This is a genomic window from Candidimonas sp. SYP-B2681, assembly GCF_003971065.1.
In the GTDB taxonomy this organism is placed as follows: Bacteria; Pseudomonadota; Gammaproteobacteria; order Burkholderiales; family Burkholderiaceae_B; genus Pollutimonas.
This window is the reverse complement of the sequence record NZ_RYDV01000001.1, coordinates 353,683-372,316: the sequence shown is the minus strand read 5'-3', so window position 1 is coordinate 372,316 and position 18,634 is coordinate 353,683. Positions and strand designations below refer to the sequence as shown.

The 18,634-nt window shown below is 55.4% G+C and carries 15 protein-coding genes; 5 read left to right on the top strand and 10 right to left on the bottom strand.

Annotation, left to right across the window (positions count from 1 at the left end; genetic code table 11):
• Window positions 1-3: 3 nt before the first annotated feature.
• The 7 genes from EKL30_RS01835 to purN form a co-directional block, all read right to left on the bottom strand.
• Window positions 4-744, bottom strand: coding sequence for an ABC transporter ATP-binding protein (locus EKL30_RS01835; RefSeq protein WP_126705477.1), 741 nt, complete (start codon window positions 742-744; stop codon window positions 4-6).
• A gap of 4 nt (window positions 745-748) precedes the next feature.
• Window positions 749-1,693: a branched-chain amino acid ABC transporter permease gene (locus tag EKL30_RS01830; RefSeq protein ID WP_126705476.1), complete on the bottom strand. Its 945-nt coding sequence runs from the start codon at window positions 1,691-1,693 to the stop codon at window positions 749-751.
• Window positions 1,693-2,598 (bottom strand): branched-chain amino acid ABC transporter permease, encoded by a 906-nt coding sequence (locus EKL30_RS01825; RefSeq protein WP_126705475.1) that lies wholly within the window; start codon window positions 2,596-2,598, stop codon window positions 1,693-1,695. Before EKL30_RS01825 ends, EKL30_RS01830 begins: the two co-directional genes overlap by 1 nt.
• Before the next feature lie 242 nt (window positions 2,599-2,840).
• On the bottom strand, window positions 2,841-5,189 hold the full coding sequence (locus EKL30_RS01820) for a UvrD-helicase domain-containing protein (protein ID WP_126705474.1): 2,349 nt from the start codon (window positions 5,187-5,189) through the stop codon (window positions 2,841-2,843).
• Window positions 5,186-6,394, bottom strand: a complete 1,209-nt coding sequence (locus tag EKL30_RS01815) for a fatty acid desaturase (RefSeq protein WP_126705473.1) — start codon at window positions 6,392-6,394, stop codon at window positions 5,186-5,188. The genes EKL30_RS01820 and EKL30_RS01815 overlap by 4 nt, the downstream gene beginning before the upstream one ends.
• A gap of 198 nt (window positions 6,395-6,592) precedes the next feature.
• Window positions 6,593-7,948: an RsmB/NOP family class I SAM-dependent RNA methyltransferase gene (locus tag EKL30_RS01810; RefSeq protein WP_126705988.1), complete on the bottom strand. Its 1,356-nt coding sequence runs from the start codon at window positions 7,946-7,948 to the stop codon at window positions 6,593-6,595.
• 218 nt (window positions 7,949-8,166) lie between these two features.
• The gene (gene purN, locus EKL30_RS01805) at window positions 8,167-8,850 is read right to left on the bottom strand and encodes a phosphoribosylglycinamide formyltransferase (protein WP_255414658.1); all 684 of its coding nucleotides are present in this window, start codon (window positions 8,848-8,850) and stop codon (window positions 8,167-8,169) included.
• Between the two features lie 47 nt (window positions 8,851-8,897).
• Here purN and EKL30_RS01800 point away from each other — a divergent pair, with 47 nt between their 5' ends.
• The 5 genes from EKL30_RS01800 to EKL30_RS19285 all read left to right on the top strand — a co-directional run bounded on the left by EKL30_RS01800 (window position 8,898) and on the right by EKL30_RS19285 (window position 15,053).
• Window positions 8,898-9,863 carry a bifunctional riboflavin kinase/FAD synthetase gene (locus tag EKL30_RS01800; RefSeq protein WP_126705471.1) on the top strand — a complete coding sequence of 322 codons (966 nt, stop codon included), beginning with the start codon at window positions 8,898-8,900 and terminating at the stop codon, window positions 9,861-9,863.
• Complete coding sequence (ileS, locus tag EKL30_RS01795) at window positions 9,853-12,690, top strand: isoleucine--tRNA ligase (RefSeq protein ID WP_126705470.1); 2,838 nt, start codon at window positions 9,853-9,855, stop codon at window positions 12,688-12,690. Before EKL30_RS01800 ends, ileS begins: the two co-directional genes overlap by 11 nt.
• The gene (gene lspA / locus EKL30_RS01790; RefSeq protein ID WP_126705469.1) at window positions 12,683-13,219 is read left to right on the top strand and encodes a signal peptidase II; all 537 of its coding nucleotides are present in this window, start codon (window positions 12,683-12,685) and stop codon (window positions 13,217-13,219) included. Before ileS ends, lspA begins: the two co-directional genes overlap by 8 nt.
• Window positions 13,220-13,345: 126 nt before the next feature.
• Window positions 13,346-14,551, top strand: a complete 1,206-nt coding sequence (gene coaBC / locus EKL30_RS01785; RefSeq protein WP_126705468.1) for a bifunctional phosphopantothenoylcysteine decarboxylase/phosphopantothenate--cysteine ligase CoaBC — start codon at window positions 13,346-13,348, stop codon at window positions 14,549-14,551.
• Between the two features lie 370 nt (window positions 14,552-14,921).
• Window positions 14,922-15,053, top strand: coding sequence for a transposase (locus EKL30_RS19285; protein ID WP_148105825.1), 132 nt, complete (start codon window positions 14,922-14,924; stop codon window positions 15,051-15,053).
• Window positions 15,054-15,065: 12 nt separating this feature from the next.
• Here the strand turns inward: EKL30_RS19285 and EKL30_RS01780 are convergent, their stop codons facing one another.
• The 3 genes from EKL30_RS01780 to EKL30_RS01770 form a co-directional block, all read right to left on the bottom strand.
• Window positions 15,066-16,442 (bottom strand): hypothetical protein, encoded by a 1,377-nt coding sequence (locus EKL30_RS01780; protein ID WP_199748453.1) that lies wholly within the window; start codon window positions 16,440-16,442, stop codon window positions 15,066-15,068.
• 546 nt (window positions 16,443-16,988) lie between these two features.
• On the bottom strand, window positions 16,989-17,417 hold the full coding sequence (locus tag EKL30_RS01775) for a VOC family protein (RefSeq protein ID WP_126705467.1): 429 nt from the start codon (window positions 17,415-17,417) through the stop codon (window positions 16,989-16,991).
• A gap of 168 nt (window positions 17,418-17,585) precedes the next feature.
• Window positions 17,586-18,515, bottom strand: coding sequence for an alpha/beta fold hydrolase (locus tag EKL30_RS01770; RefSeq protein ID WP_126705466.1), 930 nt, complete (start codon window positions 18,513-18,515; stop codon window positions 17,586-17,588).
• Window positions 18,516-18,634 lie beyond the last annotated feature (119 nt).

Genomic DNA, 18,634 nt, shown 5'->3' with positions numbered 1-18,634 from the left:
GACTCAGGTCCCTAGCACTTCGCTTTTGATTTGCGGATTGTTCAAGACTTCGGCAGGTGTGCCGTCGGCTGCCACCTTGCCCGCGATCCACGCAGCGACCCGGGTCGCATAGCGGGCTACGATATCCACGTCGTGCTCGACGAACCAGCTTGTAACCTTGCGCTCATCAAGTGCATGCATCACAGTTTCCATCAAGCTATGTTTGTCTTCCGACGCCACGCCGCTGGTGGGCTCGTCCATAATCAGCAATTTTGGACGTAAAGCCAGCGCCATTGCTACGTCCAGCAACTTGCGCTTGCCTTCAGGCAGCTCGAACGACAGCTCATTGGCTTCGCTGGATAGGCCGACAAGCGCGAGCGTCTCGTCGACTTCACGGGCATCGACTGTACTTTCGAGCGACCGGAACCAGCTCAGCTCTTTATTGCGGCGTGCTGCGGCTATCTGTATGCACTCACGGACACTGTGTTCGGAAAATAATTGTGGCAGCTGAAAAGACCGGCCTAATCCAAGGCGCACTATCTTCCGGGGAGTCATCGCCGTGACGTCCTTGCCATCGAAATAGACCTTGCCCTGGGAAGGTGCCAGGTATCCCGTACAGATATTAATAAAGGTTGTCTTGCCCGCGCCATTCTGCCCGATCACGGCCAGACGTTCGCCCGCGTGCAACTCGAAATTGATATTGTCGGCAGCAATCACGCCACCAAAGGCCAAGCACAGGTTCGAAGTCTTGATTAGTGGTTCCATTGCATCAGCCCTTGAGCTCGTTCTGCGCACGTACACGCTTCATGATCTGCCCAACAAATCCTGTGGGAAACATGAAAATAACAACCACCAAAGTAAAGCCAAGAATGAACTGCCACAAACCCGGAAAATAGGCGGCCGACATCAACTTGACGGACTCAAACCCGACTGCGCCCATAAAGGCGCCGGCCGCATGTCCAGCTCCGCCAAGGATGGTGATGAAAATAAACTCGCCGGATCGCAGCCAGGCGCCGATTTCAGGCGTGACCAAGCCTTGCATCAAGGCGAGAATCACACCCGAAAACCCCACCACCACAGCAGAAAGCAAATAGCCCTTCCACATGATGAAGTACGCTGAAAAGCCCAAATATTCCAGGCGGGTTTCGTTTGTTTTGATGGCCGACAGCGCCTGCCCGCTACCCGAGCGAAAATAGCGCTGCACCCACCAAGCCAGGAAAAGAGACAAGACTAAAGTCATTACCAGCAGCCATAGCTCGAACGCCTCGCGCTCGAGCACGATGCCGGCGATGGTCGGTCGAACAATACGTATGCCATCTGTGCCGCCGGTCAGGTGGTAAAGTTTGCCAAGCAAGGCAAACAGCACCATGCTAAGGGCAAGGTTCAACATTCCGAAAAAAATGCCGCGATAACGCACAACAAACAAACCAATGATGGCCGCCGCCACAAAACTTGCCGCAACGCCGGCAACCATCAACAACAAGGCATCCGTGCCGGGATAAGCACGCGCGATAAACGCAACGGTGTACGCCGAGATACAAGCAAACATGGCATGGCCGAACGAAACCTGTCCGGCACGTACCATGACCGAGACGCCGAGAGCCGCAATCGCGTAGGTCAGTCCGATAACGATAGGAGTGATGGTCCAGGCGGCGTTGATGCCAACGACCAGCGCGATAATGGCAGACAACAGACTTAACGCATATACCTTCATTAAATGGTTCTCGCTTGTGCCACTGTGAATAAACCGTGAGGCCGAATGATCAAAACCAGGACCATAATGATGTACGGCACGGCGACTTCAAGTTCGGGAGCCGCATAGACGGCAATCGACCGCATGATGCCTATCATTAGGGCAGCGATAAGAGCACCCGTAATTTGGCCGAGCCCCGCCGTGGCAACCACTGCAAACGATAAAACGATCATGTCGGTTCCTGCTCCGGGAACCAGCGAGGTCGTGGGCGAAGCGAGGGCGCCGCCAAGCACCCCGAGAATCGTGGCGATGACGAAAGTGACCAGACTGATTTTCTTGACGTTGATACCCAAGGAAGTGGCGACTTCTCGGTTATGGGTAGTGGCGACGGTCTGCTTGCCCAGCTTGGTATGGTGAAGGAAATATTCCAGCAAGCCGTACGCAAGTAAAGCCGTAACCGGCACAATGACAAGCTGATAGGTCGTGTAGGTAATGTCGCCGAGCTCAATATTTCCCAGGCGGCTGACGACCTCGCTGGCGCTATATGGCTGCGCACCCCAGATCAGGCGCTGGATATCTTCCAGCATCAGAAATCCGCCGAACGTAATGAGCAGTTTCAGTATGGGGTCGTAGCCTTGGGCGCGGCGGATCAGGACAAATTCCATGATACTTCCCAGGATCAGGCCGACGGCAATCGCACTGACGAACAACGAGGCTAACAGCAAGAAAGCCGAATCTGTCCGGGGCGCGACAAACATGACCAAGCTGGATGCCGCGTAGCCTCCAAAGGCGTAAAACGCGCCATGAGCCACATTCAGAATCCCCATGACGCCAAAAACCAGCGTCAATCCCATGGAGACCAGGAATAAAAGACTGGCATAAGCGACGCCATCCACTAAAGCCAGCGGCAGCAAGTCCCAGGTCATGTATGCCCTCCTTATGTCTCGAATTCTTTTTAGGGTCTGCCGATGGACGGCCCGCCCGTTTTTTTATGTCGACCGCATTGTTGGCATGCTTGGCCGCTGATGCAACATCCACAAAGGATAAGCACCTGATTTTCGAGTATAGGACAAAGAATGAAGGAGTAACCATTAACTTTCTTGAAAGTTATGGTTTGGCAAAAGTTTAGGGGTGCCACGAAGCAAAAAGCGTCGTGGCACCACGCTTATCAGCCGGCGATAATTTCCAGTTTGGCTACGCCTAAAGCCAATGTCTTGGTTCCGGCATCGCGAAACTGTATCTGGGCCTGGGCATCCTGCCCCATACCGCTCAGGCCAATCACCGTGCCTTCGCCGAATTTTGCGTGCCGCACGCCGGAGCCGATGCGAAAGTGTAGCTCGCCCACCGTAACGCCCGTCGAAAGGCTGCGAGGCATTTTTGGCGGTGTGCTGCCGCCATCTGGACGGTTGTACGAATCACCTCGCCGGAAAGCACCGCTCCAGCTGTTCTCGCGAATCGCCTGACGTGCTTCACGTGGCGTTAGCCACTTCAGATGCTGCTCGGGGATTTCCTCGAGAAACCGGGAACGCATGGCGTAACGGGTTTGACCGTGCAGCATACGGCTTTGCGCAAGCGTTAAATATAAGCGTTCGCGGGCACGAGTTATGGCCACATACATGAGTCGCCGCTCTTCTTCCACACCGGAAGCTTCAAGCAAACTGTTTTCGTGCGGAAACAATCCCTCTTCGACGCCCGTAATGAAAACCGAATCGAACTCCAAGCCCTTGGCAGCATGCACGGTCATAAGTTGCACGGCATCCTGCCCAGCCTGGGCCTGGTTGTCGCCGGCTTCGAGCGAAGCATGGGTCAGGAAAGCCGCCAGGGGCGACATGACGGTAGTTGCAATCGGGAAGGCTTCGTCTGATAGATCAGTATTGCCACTATCAATCGGGCCGATACTTGCAGATGTATCGGTATCCAGGGTGGCACTTGCGCCGGCTCCGACATCACGATCGTCAGCAATCCGGCCAGCTGGCAAACCTTCGAAGTTTTCTTCTGCCACAAAAGCGGCAGCGGCGTTGACGAGTTCATGGAGGTTCTCGAGGCGGTCGGCTCCCTCGCGGTCATTTTGATAGTGTGCTAACAGACCGCTTTGATGCACCACGTGCTCAATCAATTCGGGTAAGGACAATACCTGCGCCTCGTGAGCCATTTGCTGAATGAGTTCGGCAAAGCGAGCCAGATTCGTGCCGCCTTTTCCCGTCATGTAAGGCACCGCCCGAAACAGGCTGATGCCGTACTGGCGCGCCGTATCGGCTAATTGTTCGAGCGTTCGAGCTCCGATACCCCGTACCGGGAAGTTGACCACCCGTAGCCAGGACGTATCGTCGTGCGGATTGTCCATCAGGCGCAGGTAAGCTAAGGCGTGTTTGACTTCCTGACGTTCAAAAAAACGCAAGCCGCCGTACACCTTGTACGCAACACCGGCGGAAAATAGGGCGTGCTCGATAATTCGTGACTGGGCATTGCTACGATATAGCACAGCAATTTCATGACGCATGCGGCCATCGTTGATCAGTGCCTTGATCTCGTCAACGATCCATCGTGCCTCCAGCAAATCTGACGCCTGTTCCACGACTCGTATTGGCTCGCCTTCGCCTTGTTCGGTCCATAGGTTCTTGCCTAACCGCTCGGTATTGCAGGCAATCAAGGCGTTGGCGGCATCCAGTATGTGACCGTAAGAGCGATAGTTTTGCTCGAGTCGGATTACGTTGCCTCGTGCATAGTCGCGTTCAAAGTCCGCCATATTTCCGACGTTGGCGCCGCGAAAAGCATAAATTGACTGATCGTCATCCCCAACCGCAAACATAGATGCGCCGCCCCCTGCGAGCAGGGTCAGCCATCGATATTGCAGCGTGTTGGTATCCTGAAACTCATCGACGAGAATATGCTGGAAGCGGCGTTGATAATGCTCGCGAACGGGCGCATTACGCTGCAGCAGCTCGTAGGCGCGCAGCAATAATTCAGCGAAGTCGACAACCCCCTCACGCTCACACTGGTCCTGGTATAGCTGATAGATTTCGACCAATCGGCGGCGATGCGGATCACTGACCACGACATCTTGCGGACGCTGGCCGTCTTCCTTGGCGCCATTGATGAAACGCTGTACGTCTCGGGGCGGAAATTTTTCGTCGTCAATGCCGGCGCCCTTAATAAGGCGTTTGATGGCAGCCAGTTGATCGGCGCTATCCAATATTTGGAAGGTCTGAATCAAGCCGGCGTCGCGATGATGAGCGCGCAGCAAACGATTACATAGACCGTGGAATGTCCCCACCCACATTCCGCGGGTGTTGATGGGCAGCAACGCCGACAAGCGCGTGAGCATCTCGCGCGCCGACTTATTGGTGAAGGTGACTGCAAGCAGTCCAAATGGACTGGCCTGGCCGGTTTGAATCAGCCAGGCCATGCGTGTAGTAAGGACTCGAGTCTTGCCACTACCCGCACCGGCGAGCACCAGTGCGTGTTGCGGAGGTAGCGTTACTGCAGCTTGCTGTTCAGGATTTAGACTGGTGATCATGCCGCGTAGCGGCGCAACCGGTTGGCAAACTGCTCAAGACCTTCAATGCCGCTTTGTTGGGCCCGCTGGCACCATGCCTGCAAATCGGCCAGCAGTTGTTCGCTGCTTGCGCTGGAGCTTTCCCACAAACGAGTCAGTTCGAGCCGCATCTGGACCAAGGTGGATAACGACTGGTTTTCGGCCAGGACGGTTTCCAGCTGAGCACGCTGGGCGGGCTCGAGGGAGTCATGACTGCGGGTTAACCAGTCTTTGCAGTTGCTGAGCAAGGCCCACCGGCAGTCGGCACTGTCGGCCTTGCGACTGGGTTTCAGCTTGGCAAGCTCATCGCTGGCGGCTTTCTTGAGCATGTCGGTGTAGCGATTCAGAATTTCATAGCGGTGCGTAATAACGCCCTGCAAAGTGCTAGCGTCAACGGCGCTTTTTGGCGCTTCAAGTTTAAGCTTCGGCGCAACGCGGCGAACCGTAGCCAGCCGGAAAAAGCTCAGGATCTTGATATAGCCCCAGCCAATATCGAATTCGTACCATTTGGCCGAAAACTTCGCCGACGTACCGTAAGCATGGTGGTTGTTATGAAGCTCTTCACCACCGATGATGATGCCCCACGGAAATACATTCGTGCTGGTATCAGGACTGGCGTAGTTACGATAGCCTACGAAGTGGCCAAGGCCGTTGACCACACCGGCAGCCCAGAAAGGTATCCAAGCCATCTGCACTGCCCATACGGTAAGGCCAAGCACGCCAAATAATGCCAAGTCTATACCCAGCATAATAAGGATGCCCATCAAGCTATGGCGCGTGTAAAGATTGCGTTCGATCCAGTCGTCGGGCGTGCCATGACCGAAACGCTTGAGCGTGTCGGGGATATTTGCTTCCTGGCGATAAAGTTCGGCGCCGCGAAAAAACACCTTGCCAATACCGAATACCATTGGCGAGTGGGGATCGCCTTCGCGCTCAACGTGGGCGTGGTGCTTGCGGTGTATGGCAACCCATTCTTTCGTGACCATACCAGTGGTAAGCCACAACCAGAAACGAAAGAAATGCATTACGGCGGGATGGAGATCCAGACCGCGGTGAGTTTGGCTACGGTGTAGAAACACCGTGACGCCCACAATAGTAATGTGGGTGATAACAAGCGTTACCAGTACGACCTGCCACCACGAAAGCTGCAGGAAACCGCCTGATAAGAAAGTGAGTATATGGTCCATAAACCTAATTAAGGCCTCATGTTAAGACTTGAAAAGTGTAGCCGACTTGGACTTCATATGACAGCTAAATTTCAATTTAGTTTAGAGGCAAACCAAGTATAAACAAGGCGTTACCGCCCTTTCCCGAGTGGTCCTACCTTAAATATCAGCACCCCAGGGCTCGGTCCCCGGGGGTGGTAGCGCAGCTAAATTTAACGATCAGTCAGCTGGAGCGTCCCCGGTGTCTATCGGCGATTGCCCCATTTCAGTGGCGTTATCGGCTATATCTGCCGTTTGCTCAGCGTCAACGGACTCTTTTCTAGCTGGCTTTACTGGCTTATCGGGCGCGGTGGCTTTACTGCGCTCCATTGCTGCGGCAAAAAAGCCATCTGTGCCATGCCGATCAGGCCGCATACTGAGATAAGGGCCGTCAAGTGTCAGATTTTTACAACGATCTACGACGATCTTGCTGGCATCGAGCAGCGTAAAGTCTGGATTATCCGCTAAAAACGCCGAAATCTGGTCTTCGTTTTCCTCCGGCAGAACGCTGCACGTTGCATACACAAGACGTCCGCCCGGCGCAACACATTTAGCGGCTTGGCGCAGAATGCTGGCTTGCATTTCGCACAGCTCTTGAAGCGACTCGGGATGCTGGCGCCATTTCAGGTCGGGATTACGCCGTAAGGTGCCCAGCCCGCTGCACGGCGCATCGACCAGTACGCGGTGGGCCTTGCCTCGTAAGCGCTTCACGCGTTGATCGTTATCGGGATTGATCACGACGGGCACAATATTCGACAAACCGCTACGGGCGAAACGCGGCTTGGCCCGGGCCAGCCGCGCTGCCGATACATCGAAGGCATACAGACGGCCGGTGGAACGCATCAAGGCTCCGAGCAATAGCGTTTTTCCACCTGCTCCGGCGCAATAATCAATCACCATCTCGCCGCGTTTAGGGCCGACCAGCGCGACCAGTATCTGGCTGCCCTCGTCCTGCACTTCGATTTCGCCCTTCTCGAACATTGGCCATCGATTTATTGGCGGCCGACCCTGCATGCGTATGCCCCAGGGCGAATACGGCGTAGGTTGGGGATCGTAGCGCAAGCCGGCGCCAGTGCGCAGGAGCGCAAGCATCTCGTCCCGATCTGCCTTCAAGGGGTTGACACGCAGGTCGAGCGGAGCTGCTGTGTTCAACGCTTGTATCAGCGCATCTGGATCGTCGAGTTTGGCCATGCGTTCGTCGAGCCAGTCGGGCAGGCTGTCACGCACCGCGCGTGCCAAACTGTTTATATCGATACGCTGGACATGTTCGAGCCAGTGTTGTTCGGTTTCTGACAGCGCGGCATCAAGTACCGATTTATCAAAGACAGACGCCAAACCCAGTATGGCTAAACGGCGCGCAGCCGGACCGCTGCCACTCTCGGCAAACTGACGATAGCGTCGCAGATGACGCAGTACATCGAACACCGCTTCGGCAACTTCACCCCGATCGCGGCCACCGAGCTTCGGATTGGCCCGCAGCCAACGTGACAACACGGCATCGGCAGGAAATTTCCACTGCAGTATCTCGCCTAACACGGTGCGCACCTGGTCGATGCGAACTGCCGCCATTACATAGGGCGGCCTTACATAGGTGTTGCCTTCAGTCTGGCCTGTTGCAGCGCCATGATCGCGACTGGTGGCGGGACTGCGACGATCGTGGTGTCCGGAACGGGCACCGCCCCGTTCGTGTTGCTGCCTGCCAAACTCGGGTCTCTTGCCCGGAGTGCGACGAGGCTTGTCTGTACTATTCATGTTTACCTTTGTGATGGCTCGACGCCCGTAGACGTCAGAACGAAGGAGCGGCTGGCAATGCCATGTACCTGCACGCGTTGCATGGTGTCCAGCGAAACGCGGCCTTCGGCCAGCCAGCGTACCACGTCCGCGTACAAGCGATGTTCTACCTGCAATACGCGCTCTGCTAATGTGCTGGGTGTATCGCCGAAGAGCACAGGCACCACGCCCTGGGCGATGATGGGCCCATGATCCAGCACCGGCGTCACGAAGTGCACCGTGCAACCATGCCACTGCACGCCCATCGCCAATGCCTGCTGGTGCGTATGTAACCCCGGGAAAGCCGGAAGCAGCGAAGGATGGATATTAATCAGTTTCCCATTGAAATGCTCTACAAAGCCGGGTGTCAAGACGCGCATGAAGCCTGCAAGCAACACGTAGTCGGGCTGATAGGCGTCGATCGCTGCAGCGAGTGCTTCGTCGAACGCCTCCCTGGACGAAAAGTCGCGGTGCGCGACAGATTTCGTTTCTATGCCTTGGGATTGTGCCCATTCAAGGCCGGCAGCATCGACCTTGTTCGCCACGACGGCACAAATTTCAACCGGTAGCGCCTGACCACGCACCATATTCACAATCGCCTGCATATTCGAACCGCGGCCGGAAATCAACACGACAAGGCGGCAAGCAGAGCTAGTAGAAGCACACAACACATTAATTCCTGAGTAAGTCGACGCAAAATTGTAAACTCCCGGATGTGAAAGCATCTCTACGAATTTATCGCACCCTTCCCCGCTTTGATACTCAATGCCCCAGCGCAGTGACTATTGGCAACTTTGACGGTGTCCATCGCGGGCATCAGGCTATCTTGGCGCGCGTGCATAAAACCGCCTTGGAACGCGGCCTGGCGACCACCGTCATGACCTTTGACCCCCATCCCCGTGCCTACTTTGCGCGCCGCGGCCAACGGCCGGAACTGATCCCGACCCAGATCAGCAGCCTGCGCGACAAGGTCCAGGCACTAAGGAAGCATCAGGTTAGCCAGGTAGTGCTCAAGCGCTTCAATCAATCGCTGGCCGACATGTCAGCGGAAGACTTTATCGAACAATTGCTGGTACGCGGCCTGAACACTCGTTGGCTGCTGGTGGGAGAGGATTTCCGCTACGGCCATAAGCGCAGCGGCGACATTGAACTTCTGCGGCGTGCCGGGCGACAATACGGCTTCGACGTTGAAACCATTGCCGACGTTGCCGATGAGCACGGTCACCGTATTTCAAGTTCCGAGGTCCGCACCGCATTGGCCGTAGGTAACCTCAGCCGCGCCGAGCATTTGCTGGGTCATGGTTACCGTATCAGTGGTCATGTGATTCATGGTCAGAAACTGGGGCGCACGATCGGTTATCCCACGCTCAACGTGCGTGTACCGCTGCAGTGCGCGGCCCGCTCAGGTGTTTATGTCGTGCGAGCCCACGGCCTAAGCCCCGACCCGGTCAAGGGTGTTGCCAGCCTGGGCGTGAGGCCAACCATTTCGCACGGCGGCCGCCTGATGCTGGAAGTTCACCTGCTGAACTGCGCGCTGAACGCATACGGTAAACTCACATGTATTGAATTTCTAGAATATCTGCGGGAAGAAGAAAAATTTCCCGACCTTCCCACAATGATCGCTGCCATCGACAACGATGTACAAAGCGCTCGCGACTATTTCGCCCTCCATGGACTATAGAAACACCTTAAACCTGCCCGAAACTCCTTTTCCAATGCGAGGAGACCTTGCCAAACGTGAACCAGGCTGGATTGCCGAATGGGAAGAAAAAAAGGTATACGCGGCCATACGCGAGGCCAGCAAAGGCCGCCCAAAATTCATACTCCATGATGGCCCTCCGTATGCCAACGGCGATATTCATATTGGCCATGCAGTCAACAAGGTGCTTAAGGATATTATCGTCAAGAGCCGCGCCATGGCCGGCTATGACGCGGTGTATGTACCGGGCTGGGATTGCCACGGCATGCCGATCGAAATTCAGATCGAGAAAAAATACGGCAAGCATCTGCCTATCGCCGAGGTTCAGTCCAAGGCGCGGGCCTATGCTCACGAGCAGATCGACCGCCAACGCAAAGATTTTAAGCGGCTTGGCGTATTGGCCGATTGGGAAAATCCTTACCTGACGATGAACTTCAGCAATGAGGCCGACGAGTTGCGCGCCCTTGCCCGCATTCTTGAGAAAGGTTATGTATTTCGTGGTCTCAAGCCAGTGAACTGGTGTTTCGACTGCGGCTCCGCCTTGGCCGAAGCAGAAGTCGAATATGCAGATCGCAAAGATCCCTCGGTACATGTGGCGTTCAGGTTTGGCGACAAGGAAAAATTGGCGCACGCTTTTGGCCTTCCTAAGGTCGACGACGGTGCCATCGTCATCTGGACCACGACTCCCTGGACTCTGCCCGCCAACCAGGCCTTGAATGTCCATCCCGATATCGACTATGCATTGGTCAGGCTGGACCAACCACGCAGCACAGGTTCAGTGTTGTTATTGGCCAAGGATCTGGTGGAATCGTGCCTGGCTCACTGGAAGCTTAGCGGCAAAATCATCGCCACCGCCAAGGGCGACGCCCTTACAAATCTGGAATTCAAGCACCCGCTCTACGATGCACACGAAGGCTACCAGCGCATGTCTCCGGTCTATCTGGGCGATTACGTCACGCTCGACACCGGCACAGGCGTCGTGCACTCCTCGCCCGCCTACGGCATTGAGGACTTTAACTCGTGCAAAGCGCACGGACTCACCGACGACCAGATCATAAATCCCGTCATGGGAGACGGCCATTACGTCGAGAGCTTGCCCCTTTTCGGCGGATTAGTTATCTGGAAGGCCAACCCGCTTATCGTCGAGGCCCTGAATAATGTTGGCAGCCTGCTGCACACTGAGCAACACGTGCATAGTTACATGCATTGCTGGCGTCACAAGACGCCCGTGATTTACCGCGCGACCAGCCAATGGTTCGCCGGAATGGACCGCCAGCCTGAAACCGGCCGAACGCTGCGTGAAACGGCGCTCGAAGGCATAGATAAAACCGACTTCTACCCGGCCTGGGGACGTGCTCGCCTGCATGCGATGATAGCCAACCGCCCCGACTGGACCTTGTCCCGCCAACGCCAATGGGGTGTACCCATGGCCTTCTTTGTGCATAAGGAAACCGGCGAACTTCATCCACGCACCGTCGAACTGATGGAACAGATCGCCTTGCGCATTGAACAGCACGGTATTGAGGCATGGCAGTCGTTGGATATTGCGGAATTGTTAGGCGACGAGGCCGACCAATACGAAAAAAATCGTGACACGCTGGACGTCTGGTTCGATTCGGGTACAACGCACGTCACTGTGCTGGGTGGCCAGGACCACACGGCAAAAGGCTCACACTCCGACGACCTCGCATGGCCGGCCGACTTGTACCTTGAAGGATCAGACCAGCATCGCGGCTGGTTCCACTCGTCCCTTCTGACCAGTTGCATGCTTTACGGCCGCCCGCCCTACAAAGCCTTGTTGACACACGGCTTTGTGGTGGATGGCCAAGGCCGCAAAATGAGCAAATCCGTTGGCAACGTCATGGCCCCGCAAAAAGTATCCGATTCGCTCGGCGCGGAAATCCTGCGCTTGTGGACCGCCGCCACCGACTACTCGGGCGAACTGTCCATTTCGGATGAAATTCTTAAGCGAGTCGTTGAAGGCTACCGGCGCATCCGCAATACGCTGAAATTTCTCCTGGGTAATCTGCAAGACTTCAATCCGGCCAGCGATGCCGTTGAACTGGAGCATATGTTCGAGATCGATCGCTATGCCATGGCGATGACTGCCGCCATGCAAGCCGAAACTCTGGCGAATTACAAACGCTATGAATTCCATCCCATCGTGTCGCGCCTGCAAATCTTTTGTTCCGAGGATCTTGGCGCCTTCTACCTGGATGTGCTGAAAGACCGCCTATACACGGCGGGCAAAGACAGCGTGGCGCGCCGCTCCGCACAAACTGCGATCCATCATATTACGCATGCGCTGATCAAGCTCCTGGCGCCTATCGTATCGTTCACCGCCGAAGAAGCCTGGAAAGACTTGCATATCGGCCGCGAAGTGCCCAGCATTTTCACCGAGCTGTTCCACGCTCTGCCAGACCAGGTCGATGCTGATTTGCTGCGCGAAAAATGGGACCGAGTGCGAGAGATTCGTGCAGAGGTTATGCGCAAGATAGAAGAGCTTCGTACCGCTGGCGAGATCGGCTCTTCACTGGCGGCTGAGCTTGACGTGTACGCCAACAGGGAAGACCACAGGCTACTGGCGACGCTGGAAGACGATCTGCGCTTTGTCCTGATCGTGTCACGTGCCACACTGCACAAAGCCGAAGGCGCTCTGCGCATCGAAGTCAGCCCTACGACTCACCAAAAATGTGATCGCTGTTGGCATCATCGAGAGGACGTCGGCATAGACACGCAACATCCAGCCATTTGCGGACGTTGTGTGGATAATCTTTTCGGCAAAGGCGAACAGCGCCAGCATGCATAAGTCAGAGACCGCCGTACCCGCTCAGGCCCGGCCCGCCTTTCGTTTTTGGGGTTGGATCCTGGGCGCGTTCGTCATCATCGTTCTGGATCAGCTTAGCAAAATCTATTTCGATACCCAGTTGCAGTACGGCCAGCGCTGGCCTGTACTGCCATTTTTCGACTTTACGTTGTTATACAACCCGGGTGCCGCCTTCAGTTTTCTGGCAGACGGTGAGGGCTGGCAGCGCTGGTTCTTCACCGCCGTTGCTCTTGGCGCCACTGGGCTGATCATTCACCTGTTGCGCCGCAGCCCGACTCAGACGCTGTTTTGTGCTTCTCTGATGTGCATACTTGGCGGTGCCATCGGTAATGTTATCGACCGCATACAACACGGACATGTGATTGATTTTTTGCTGTTTTATTGGAATAGTTGGTATTTTCCAGCGTTCAATGTGGCGGATATTGCCATAACGTGTGGCGCTATTCTGCTAGTGTTAGACGAACTGCTGCGTTTACGTCGTGACAGGCGCAAACCCGAAAAATCCATCTGACCTTATTTCTACTTTTCGTATATCAAAAAATAGAAGTGGTTTGCATAACGCGCAATGCCTTTTCCGCTCGTAAGCTGGCAAACGAGCGGCGACCAAGAAACGGGACCACCTAGAGCCAATTCATCCATGCTAGAACTTGCACAAAAACGTATTGTCCTGGGGCTTACCGGGGGTATCGCCTGCTACAAAATCGCTGAGCTCGTGCGCCGCGCTCAGGACGAAGGGGCCGTGCTGGACATCGTCATGACCGAAGCCGCAACCCGCTTTATTACGCCTGTGACAATGCAAGCGCTCTCCGGTCGGCCGGTATTTCTGGATACATGGGATAACCGTATGCCCAATAATATGGCGCATATCAATCTTACCCGCGGGGCGGACGCCATTCTGGTCGCCCCGGCCAGCACCGATTTCATGGCGAAATTGGCCCACGGCTTGGCTGACGATTTGCTTTCTACACTGTGCGTAGCCAAGGGCAACTGCCCTTTGCTGATCGCTCCCGCTATGAACCGCGAGATGTGGCTGCATCCGGCAACACAGCGTAACGCAGCACAGCTTCAGGCAGACGGCGCAAGCCTGCTCGGTCCTGCCGAAGGAGATCAGGCTTGCGGCGAAGTGGGCAGCGGCCGCATGCTGGAGCCACACGAATTGCTTGCCGAGCTCATTGCCTTCTTCCAGCCCAAAGTGCTGTCCGGTAAACGCATTATCATCACCGCAGGCCCTACCTCGGAAAAAATCGATCCGGTACGAGTCATCACTAATCGTTCGTCCGGAAAAATGGGGTATGCCGTTGCGCAAGCAGCCCGCGAAGCAGGGGCACACGTCCTGCTGATTTCTGGCGCTACTGCCCTGCCCACTCCGTACGGCGTAACCCGGGTGAACGTTGAGAGTGCCGCCGATATGCATGCTGCGGTAATGGCTGAAATAGCGAATGCCGACGTGTTTGTTTCGGTGGCGGCAGTTGCCGACTGGAGGGTGGTTAATGCAAGCGACAGTAAGCTGAAAAAAACCCCATCGGCCGGCGCACCACAACTCGAATTCGCCCCCAACCCGGATATTCTGGCCGAAGTAGCGCGAATGCCTGCGGGGCCGTGGTGCGTAGGTTTCGCGGCTGAAACGGAAAATCTGCTGGAATATGCCGAAGCCAAGCGCAAACGCAAAGGTGTGCCATTGCTGGTCGGAAACTTGGCCCAACACGCCATGAACGCCGACAGTACTGAACTGGTCTTGTTCGACGATGCGGGGCATAGAAGCCTGCCGGCACTTCCAAAGATAGATGCCGCCCGCCAACTCATCGCTGCCATTGCAGCGCGGCTTCCGAACAAGCCAATCTAAAGCTGGCTACGCCCGTTTTATTCCTTATCAACACAGCGGACCACCACGGGTTTACCGTAGGGTTCGATCTTTACAGCAGCTTTGGATCATGAGAAAAATCGCACTGAAAATTCTTTGTGCCGTTAAACATAAAGTGGCGACAAATAAGGCGTAAGCCGGCCTCCGATGTGCCAAAAAACTCACCTGCCCCGAGCAAAACGAGCCTGACGCCAGAAGCTGATAAAACATAAAAGGGCTAAACGGCGAGAAGTGAAGCGTTAAAAGGCCAAAAAACATTTTTCTTATTAAATCAATAGAGTATGAGACGATTAATAAAATTTTTGGCCTACGCGTCGACATGAACAGCATAGGAATGAGGTTGGAACCGCCGATGATTCGTATCGAACAACTCTGGCTGGCAGTCGAGCCGATGGACATGCGCGCCAGCACCGAGACCGCACTAGCTCGGGTGGTGAAGGTGTTGGGAGCGGCTCAACCGTGCCATCCCGAACCTAGCTACTGAGAAATCGCCACTTTAAGCGGATAAGCCTGTGCGGTCGGTAACCTCTCCGTCAGCAACGACCAAGTTCTTGCCCGCCTCTGCTCTGGCTCGCACGTTAGTCAAGGGCGTGGAACCCTTGTTATTGACCAGTACGGCATTGGACCCTTGTCCGCGAGCCAGAACCTGCCCCTTGATGTCCACTGCGTTGACCTTTCCACCTTCTACTGCAAAAGTAGTGACATTGGCACCATGCGTTGTCAGGTCGCCGCCCACCACCAGTTTATCGACCACTCCGCCCGGCTTGACGCTGAAGGCTTGGGCCGGAAGCAGCATGTTGACACCCTTGACCAAGGTGTTACCTACCGAACCATGGGTGGTGATGCCTTTATCAACCACGATCGTGCCGACCGGCTTGCTTACCTGAATGCCGACGGAGCCATTGCCAAAGGTTTCGATGGAAGAGAAGCGGATGCTCCGGACAGTGCCGTCGTACTGATTGAATCCCCGCGCTCCCAGACCATGTGTGACGACTTCCTTCTCCGCCAGAAAGTTCTCCACCGTCCCGAAGTTCACGAATCCAATCCCGCTAGGGCCATAAGAGACGACCGGCGCATGTACGAGCCAATGCTCCACCGTACCCCAGGTGTCCAGAACCATGTCGTTTACGCCGTAAGTGACAATTTCTCCGAAGTGCTCCACCAGCTTCGCTTTAACGCCGTAGACGATGAATATGCCGGCGGTGATGATGTCGGCCGTACCGTATGGCAGCATGCCGTTCGAATAGACCGCGCCAGTGGTGAGCTTGTCGAGCTGAACCCACCCGCCGTTATCGCTGAACCCGCTCACGAAGATCCCCGAGCCGATGACCGGGGCATTCCGGCTTCCCGCCGTGATATTGGTCAGGGAAGCATGAATAGCCGAGTTTGGGTCGCCGTTGAAGTTGTAGACGGTCAGAGCGCCCTGGTAGACATTGACACCATACTTCTGCGGCTGCTCGCTGTAGTGACGGCAATCACACGCCGCAATATGGAGCTTGTCTACGGCCAGATTCAGCTTGCTGGTGCCGCCCCGGATGATGAAGGACACCTGCCCGGTAATGTCCAGATCGCTGAGGGTGATGTCGCCCATGTCGGAGAGGCCCGTCTGCGCGTAAATGGCGCGGGCTGCCGGAGTGGTCATGACCGTCAGGCTCTCAACTCGGTTATCGGCAGTCAATCCGATGCCATCTCCGTGGCCAAAACTCAAGATGCAACTGTCTTTGTCCTTGCCCGTGAGCGAAAAGCCCGGCGGCAGGGTAATCGAATAAGGACTCAGGAGTGAGGTCTGTAGTTGCAGGTTGCATGGCCCGCATTGCGCAAGGGCCGTCATCAGGTCTGTAAAGGAGTCAATTGGCTTGGTGGCGATACTCATGCTGTTCTCCCCAAATTCGAAGTCAAACCCAGAATAGTGAGGTTAGACCGCAGAGGGCACTCCTAGTTGCGTAAGAATCTAGGTTCGATCAGAAAGGTGACTCAGACTACATGGCACTCGTCGGAGCGTTTTGTGGATCCCACAGCCTTAGCTTGGCCGCATACCACAATCTGCCAGGAAAGCCAGCATCAGGCGATTGAATGCATCCGCGTGTTCCCATTGTGCCCCATGGCTGCACTTATTGAATATGTGCATCCGGACGTTGGGAAATAAAGCATAAAGGCTGCATTTGGCGACTTGATGCTTTACGGAACATAATCCGCCGATACCTTAGTTGCTTGCGTAGTACAGATGCGATCTGATCCAAAGTTCGCATGAAACGTCCATTAAAGTAGGGTACCAAACGCACAGCCGAGCGCGCCGGATGCAGTGGCCGCGCTTGGGGCAATCCCCGGCATACCCGGGGCTCTAACTGCGATGAATGATGCGCGCCGTGCCGCTCGGCAGGTTCTCACCGCACCCACCCTACCGCGTACGCGACGTAGCTCAGTCTGAGTATTGCCGCTCGCCGATCCGCGCAGAGAAACGAATCAGATAACCGTCTGGATCCTGGACGAGAAACTGTCGCACACCAATTTCGACATCATTGCTGCGATACCACTCCTCTTCGGGTTCCCGGAACAGGGGCCATCTAGCACTCGTAAGGCCTGAAACAAACGGATCTAGTGAGGAAACTTTAATCTCGAAATTGACTCCCCTGCCAAGCGGCTGACTTAGTGGCCCCGTTATCCAATACCTATCTCCACGCTTCTCCACAAGCATCACCTGGGCTCCGGCCAAGTCTAGATAAACAAACCCGTCTTCCTCGCGGCTATACAGAATGGAGAAGCGGCAGATCCGGACCCAGAAATTTAGGCTGGCTGATAGATCGGTAACAAGCAGTTCCGGCACAAGCTTGGCCAGACGATCATCCATGATTCAAACCTTCTAGATAGTGTTAAGTACCGACCCGAGGATAGTACATGTCAACCATAAAGGACCACAAACGACCGCCTTCATCCGCGAGATGCTGGCACCGCACACAACGTGTCGTTCAGCATCCAGGGCCGTCATTCAATGTGACCGCGCTCCTCTAATTAACAGCTATTGACCGCTATCGAGAAAATCTCGGACGAGGGTGATGGTCGCATCAGGACTTTCCTCCATGAGCCAATGACCCGCCTTAGGTACAACGGCTTCCTGGACGCTGGTGGCCGCGTTTCGCATCACCACAGCCATGGTTGCGCCAAAGGATTTTTCGCCGCCGATGGCAAGCACAGGCATGGTGAGTTTGGTCTGTGACGAAACTCGGTTGTCCGCAACATCTTTGATGGCGATTGCGTTAAATTGAGCAAAGGCGGCGCGCATAGCACCTGGCTGTGCATATTGTTTTGAGTAATAGCCCCGCGTTGCTTCGTCAATCTTGGAAGGATCACCCGCAAATTCGTTCCAGAAGCGGTCAAGATAAATACGCTCCCGTCCGGCCACCAGACGCTCGGCGTTAGGGCCGCCAAAGTTAAAGTGCCACAGCGGTGGGCTCAGAATAATCTGATCCCACGGTGCAACACCGGGGATGGGCGCGTCCATCACAACCAACTTATCCACTTTGTCCGGGTATTGCACCGCATAAGCATAGGCCACCATGGTGCCAATGTCGTGACCGACCACAGCGGAATGGTCTTGTCCAAGCGTAGTTATAACCGCCCGTATATCGCCCGCCTGTGATTTCTTGTCATACCCCCCGGCCGGTTGCGAGGATTTACCCATTCCTCGTAAATCGGGCACGATCACGGTATGTGTCTTAGCCAACTCTTGTGCAAGTGGCCCCCACATGTCACCGGTATCGCCAAATCCATGGATGAGCACGACAGCAGGGCCTTTACCGCCTGATCGAACAAAGATATTCGCTCCATCCGGCGTTGCGATCATGCGCGTCTGGAATCCGGCAGGAAGAAAAGGTTCTGCTGCTACCGCCGTTTGGGCAACGACCGCCAAGCTTAATATTGTGGCGAGAATAGTGGCACGTCCTTTCATGACTAACCTCCTAAATTGAGGATATGAAAATTTACTGCTATCTGGGCACCGCGGATTGTCTCTGAATGGGACCCCCACAGGCAGTCCATTACAGTTGTCTAGCGCGATAGGCTTTCTCA

What these genes read in the sequence shown, in the direction of transcription:
- EKL30_RS01770 (WP_126705466.1), bottom strand. Translation starts at nt 18,515, where the DNA reads ATGAAAGGACGTGCCACTATTCTCGCCACAATATTAAGCTTGGCGGTC.
- EKL30_RS19285 (WP_148105825.1), top strand. Translation starts at nt 14,922, where the DNA reads ATGATTCGTATCGAACAACTCTGGCTGGCAGTCGAGCCGATGGACATG.
- EKL30_RS01830 (WP_126705476.1), bottom strand. Translation starts at nt 1,693, where the DNA reads ATGAAGGTATATGCGTTAAGTCTGTTGTCTGCCATTATCGCGCTGGTC.
- EKL30_RS01775 (WP_126705467.1), bottom strand. Translation starts at nt 17,417, where the DNA reads ATGGATGATCGTCTGGCCAAGCTTGTGCCGGAACTGCTTGTTACCGAT.
- EKL30_RS01780 (WP_199748453.1), bottom strand. Translation starts at nt 16,442, where the DNA reads ATGAGTATCGCCACCAAGCCAATTGACTCCTTTACAGACCTGATGACG.
- ileS (WP_126705470.1), top strand. Translation starts at nt 9,853, where the DNA reads ATGGACTATAGAAACACCTTAAACCTGCCCGAAACTCCTTTTCCAATG.
- coaBC (WP_126705468.1), top strand. Translation starts at nt 13,346, where the DNA reads ATGCTAGAACTTGCACAAAAACGTATTGTCCTGGGGCTTACCGGGGGT.
- EKL30_RS01815 (WP_126705473.1), bottom strand. Translation starts at nt 6,394, where the DNA reads ATGGACCATATACTCACTTTCTTATCAGGCGGTTTCCTGCAGCTTTCG.
- lspA (WP_126705469.1), top strand. Translation starts at nt 12,683, where the DNA reads ATGCATAAGTCAGAGACCGCCGTACCCGCTCAGGCCCGGCCCGCCTTT.
- EKL30_RS01835 (WP_126705477.1), bottom strand. Translation starts at nt 744, where the DNA reads ATGGAACCACTAATCAAGACTTCGAACCTGTGCTTGGCCTTTGGTGGC.
- EKL30_RS01820 (WP_126705474.1), bottom strand. Translation starts at nt 5,189, where the DNA reads ATGATCACCAGTCTAAATCCTGAACAGCAAGCTGCAGTAACGCTACCT.
- EKL30_RS01825 (WP_126705475.1), bottom strand. Translation starts at nt 2,598, where the DNA reads ATGACCTGGGACTTGCTGCCGCTGGCTTTAGTGGATGGCGTCGCTTAT.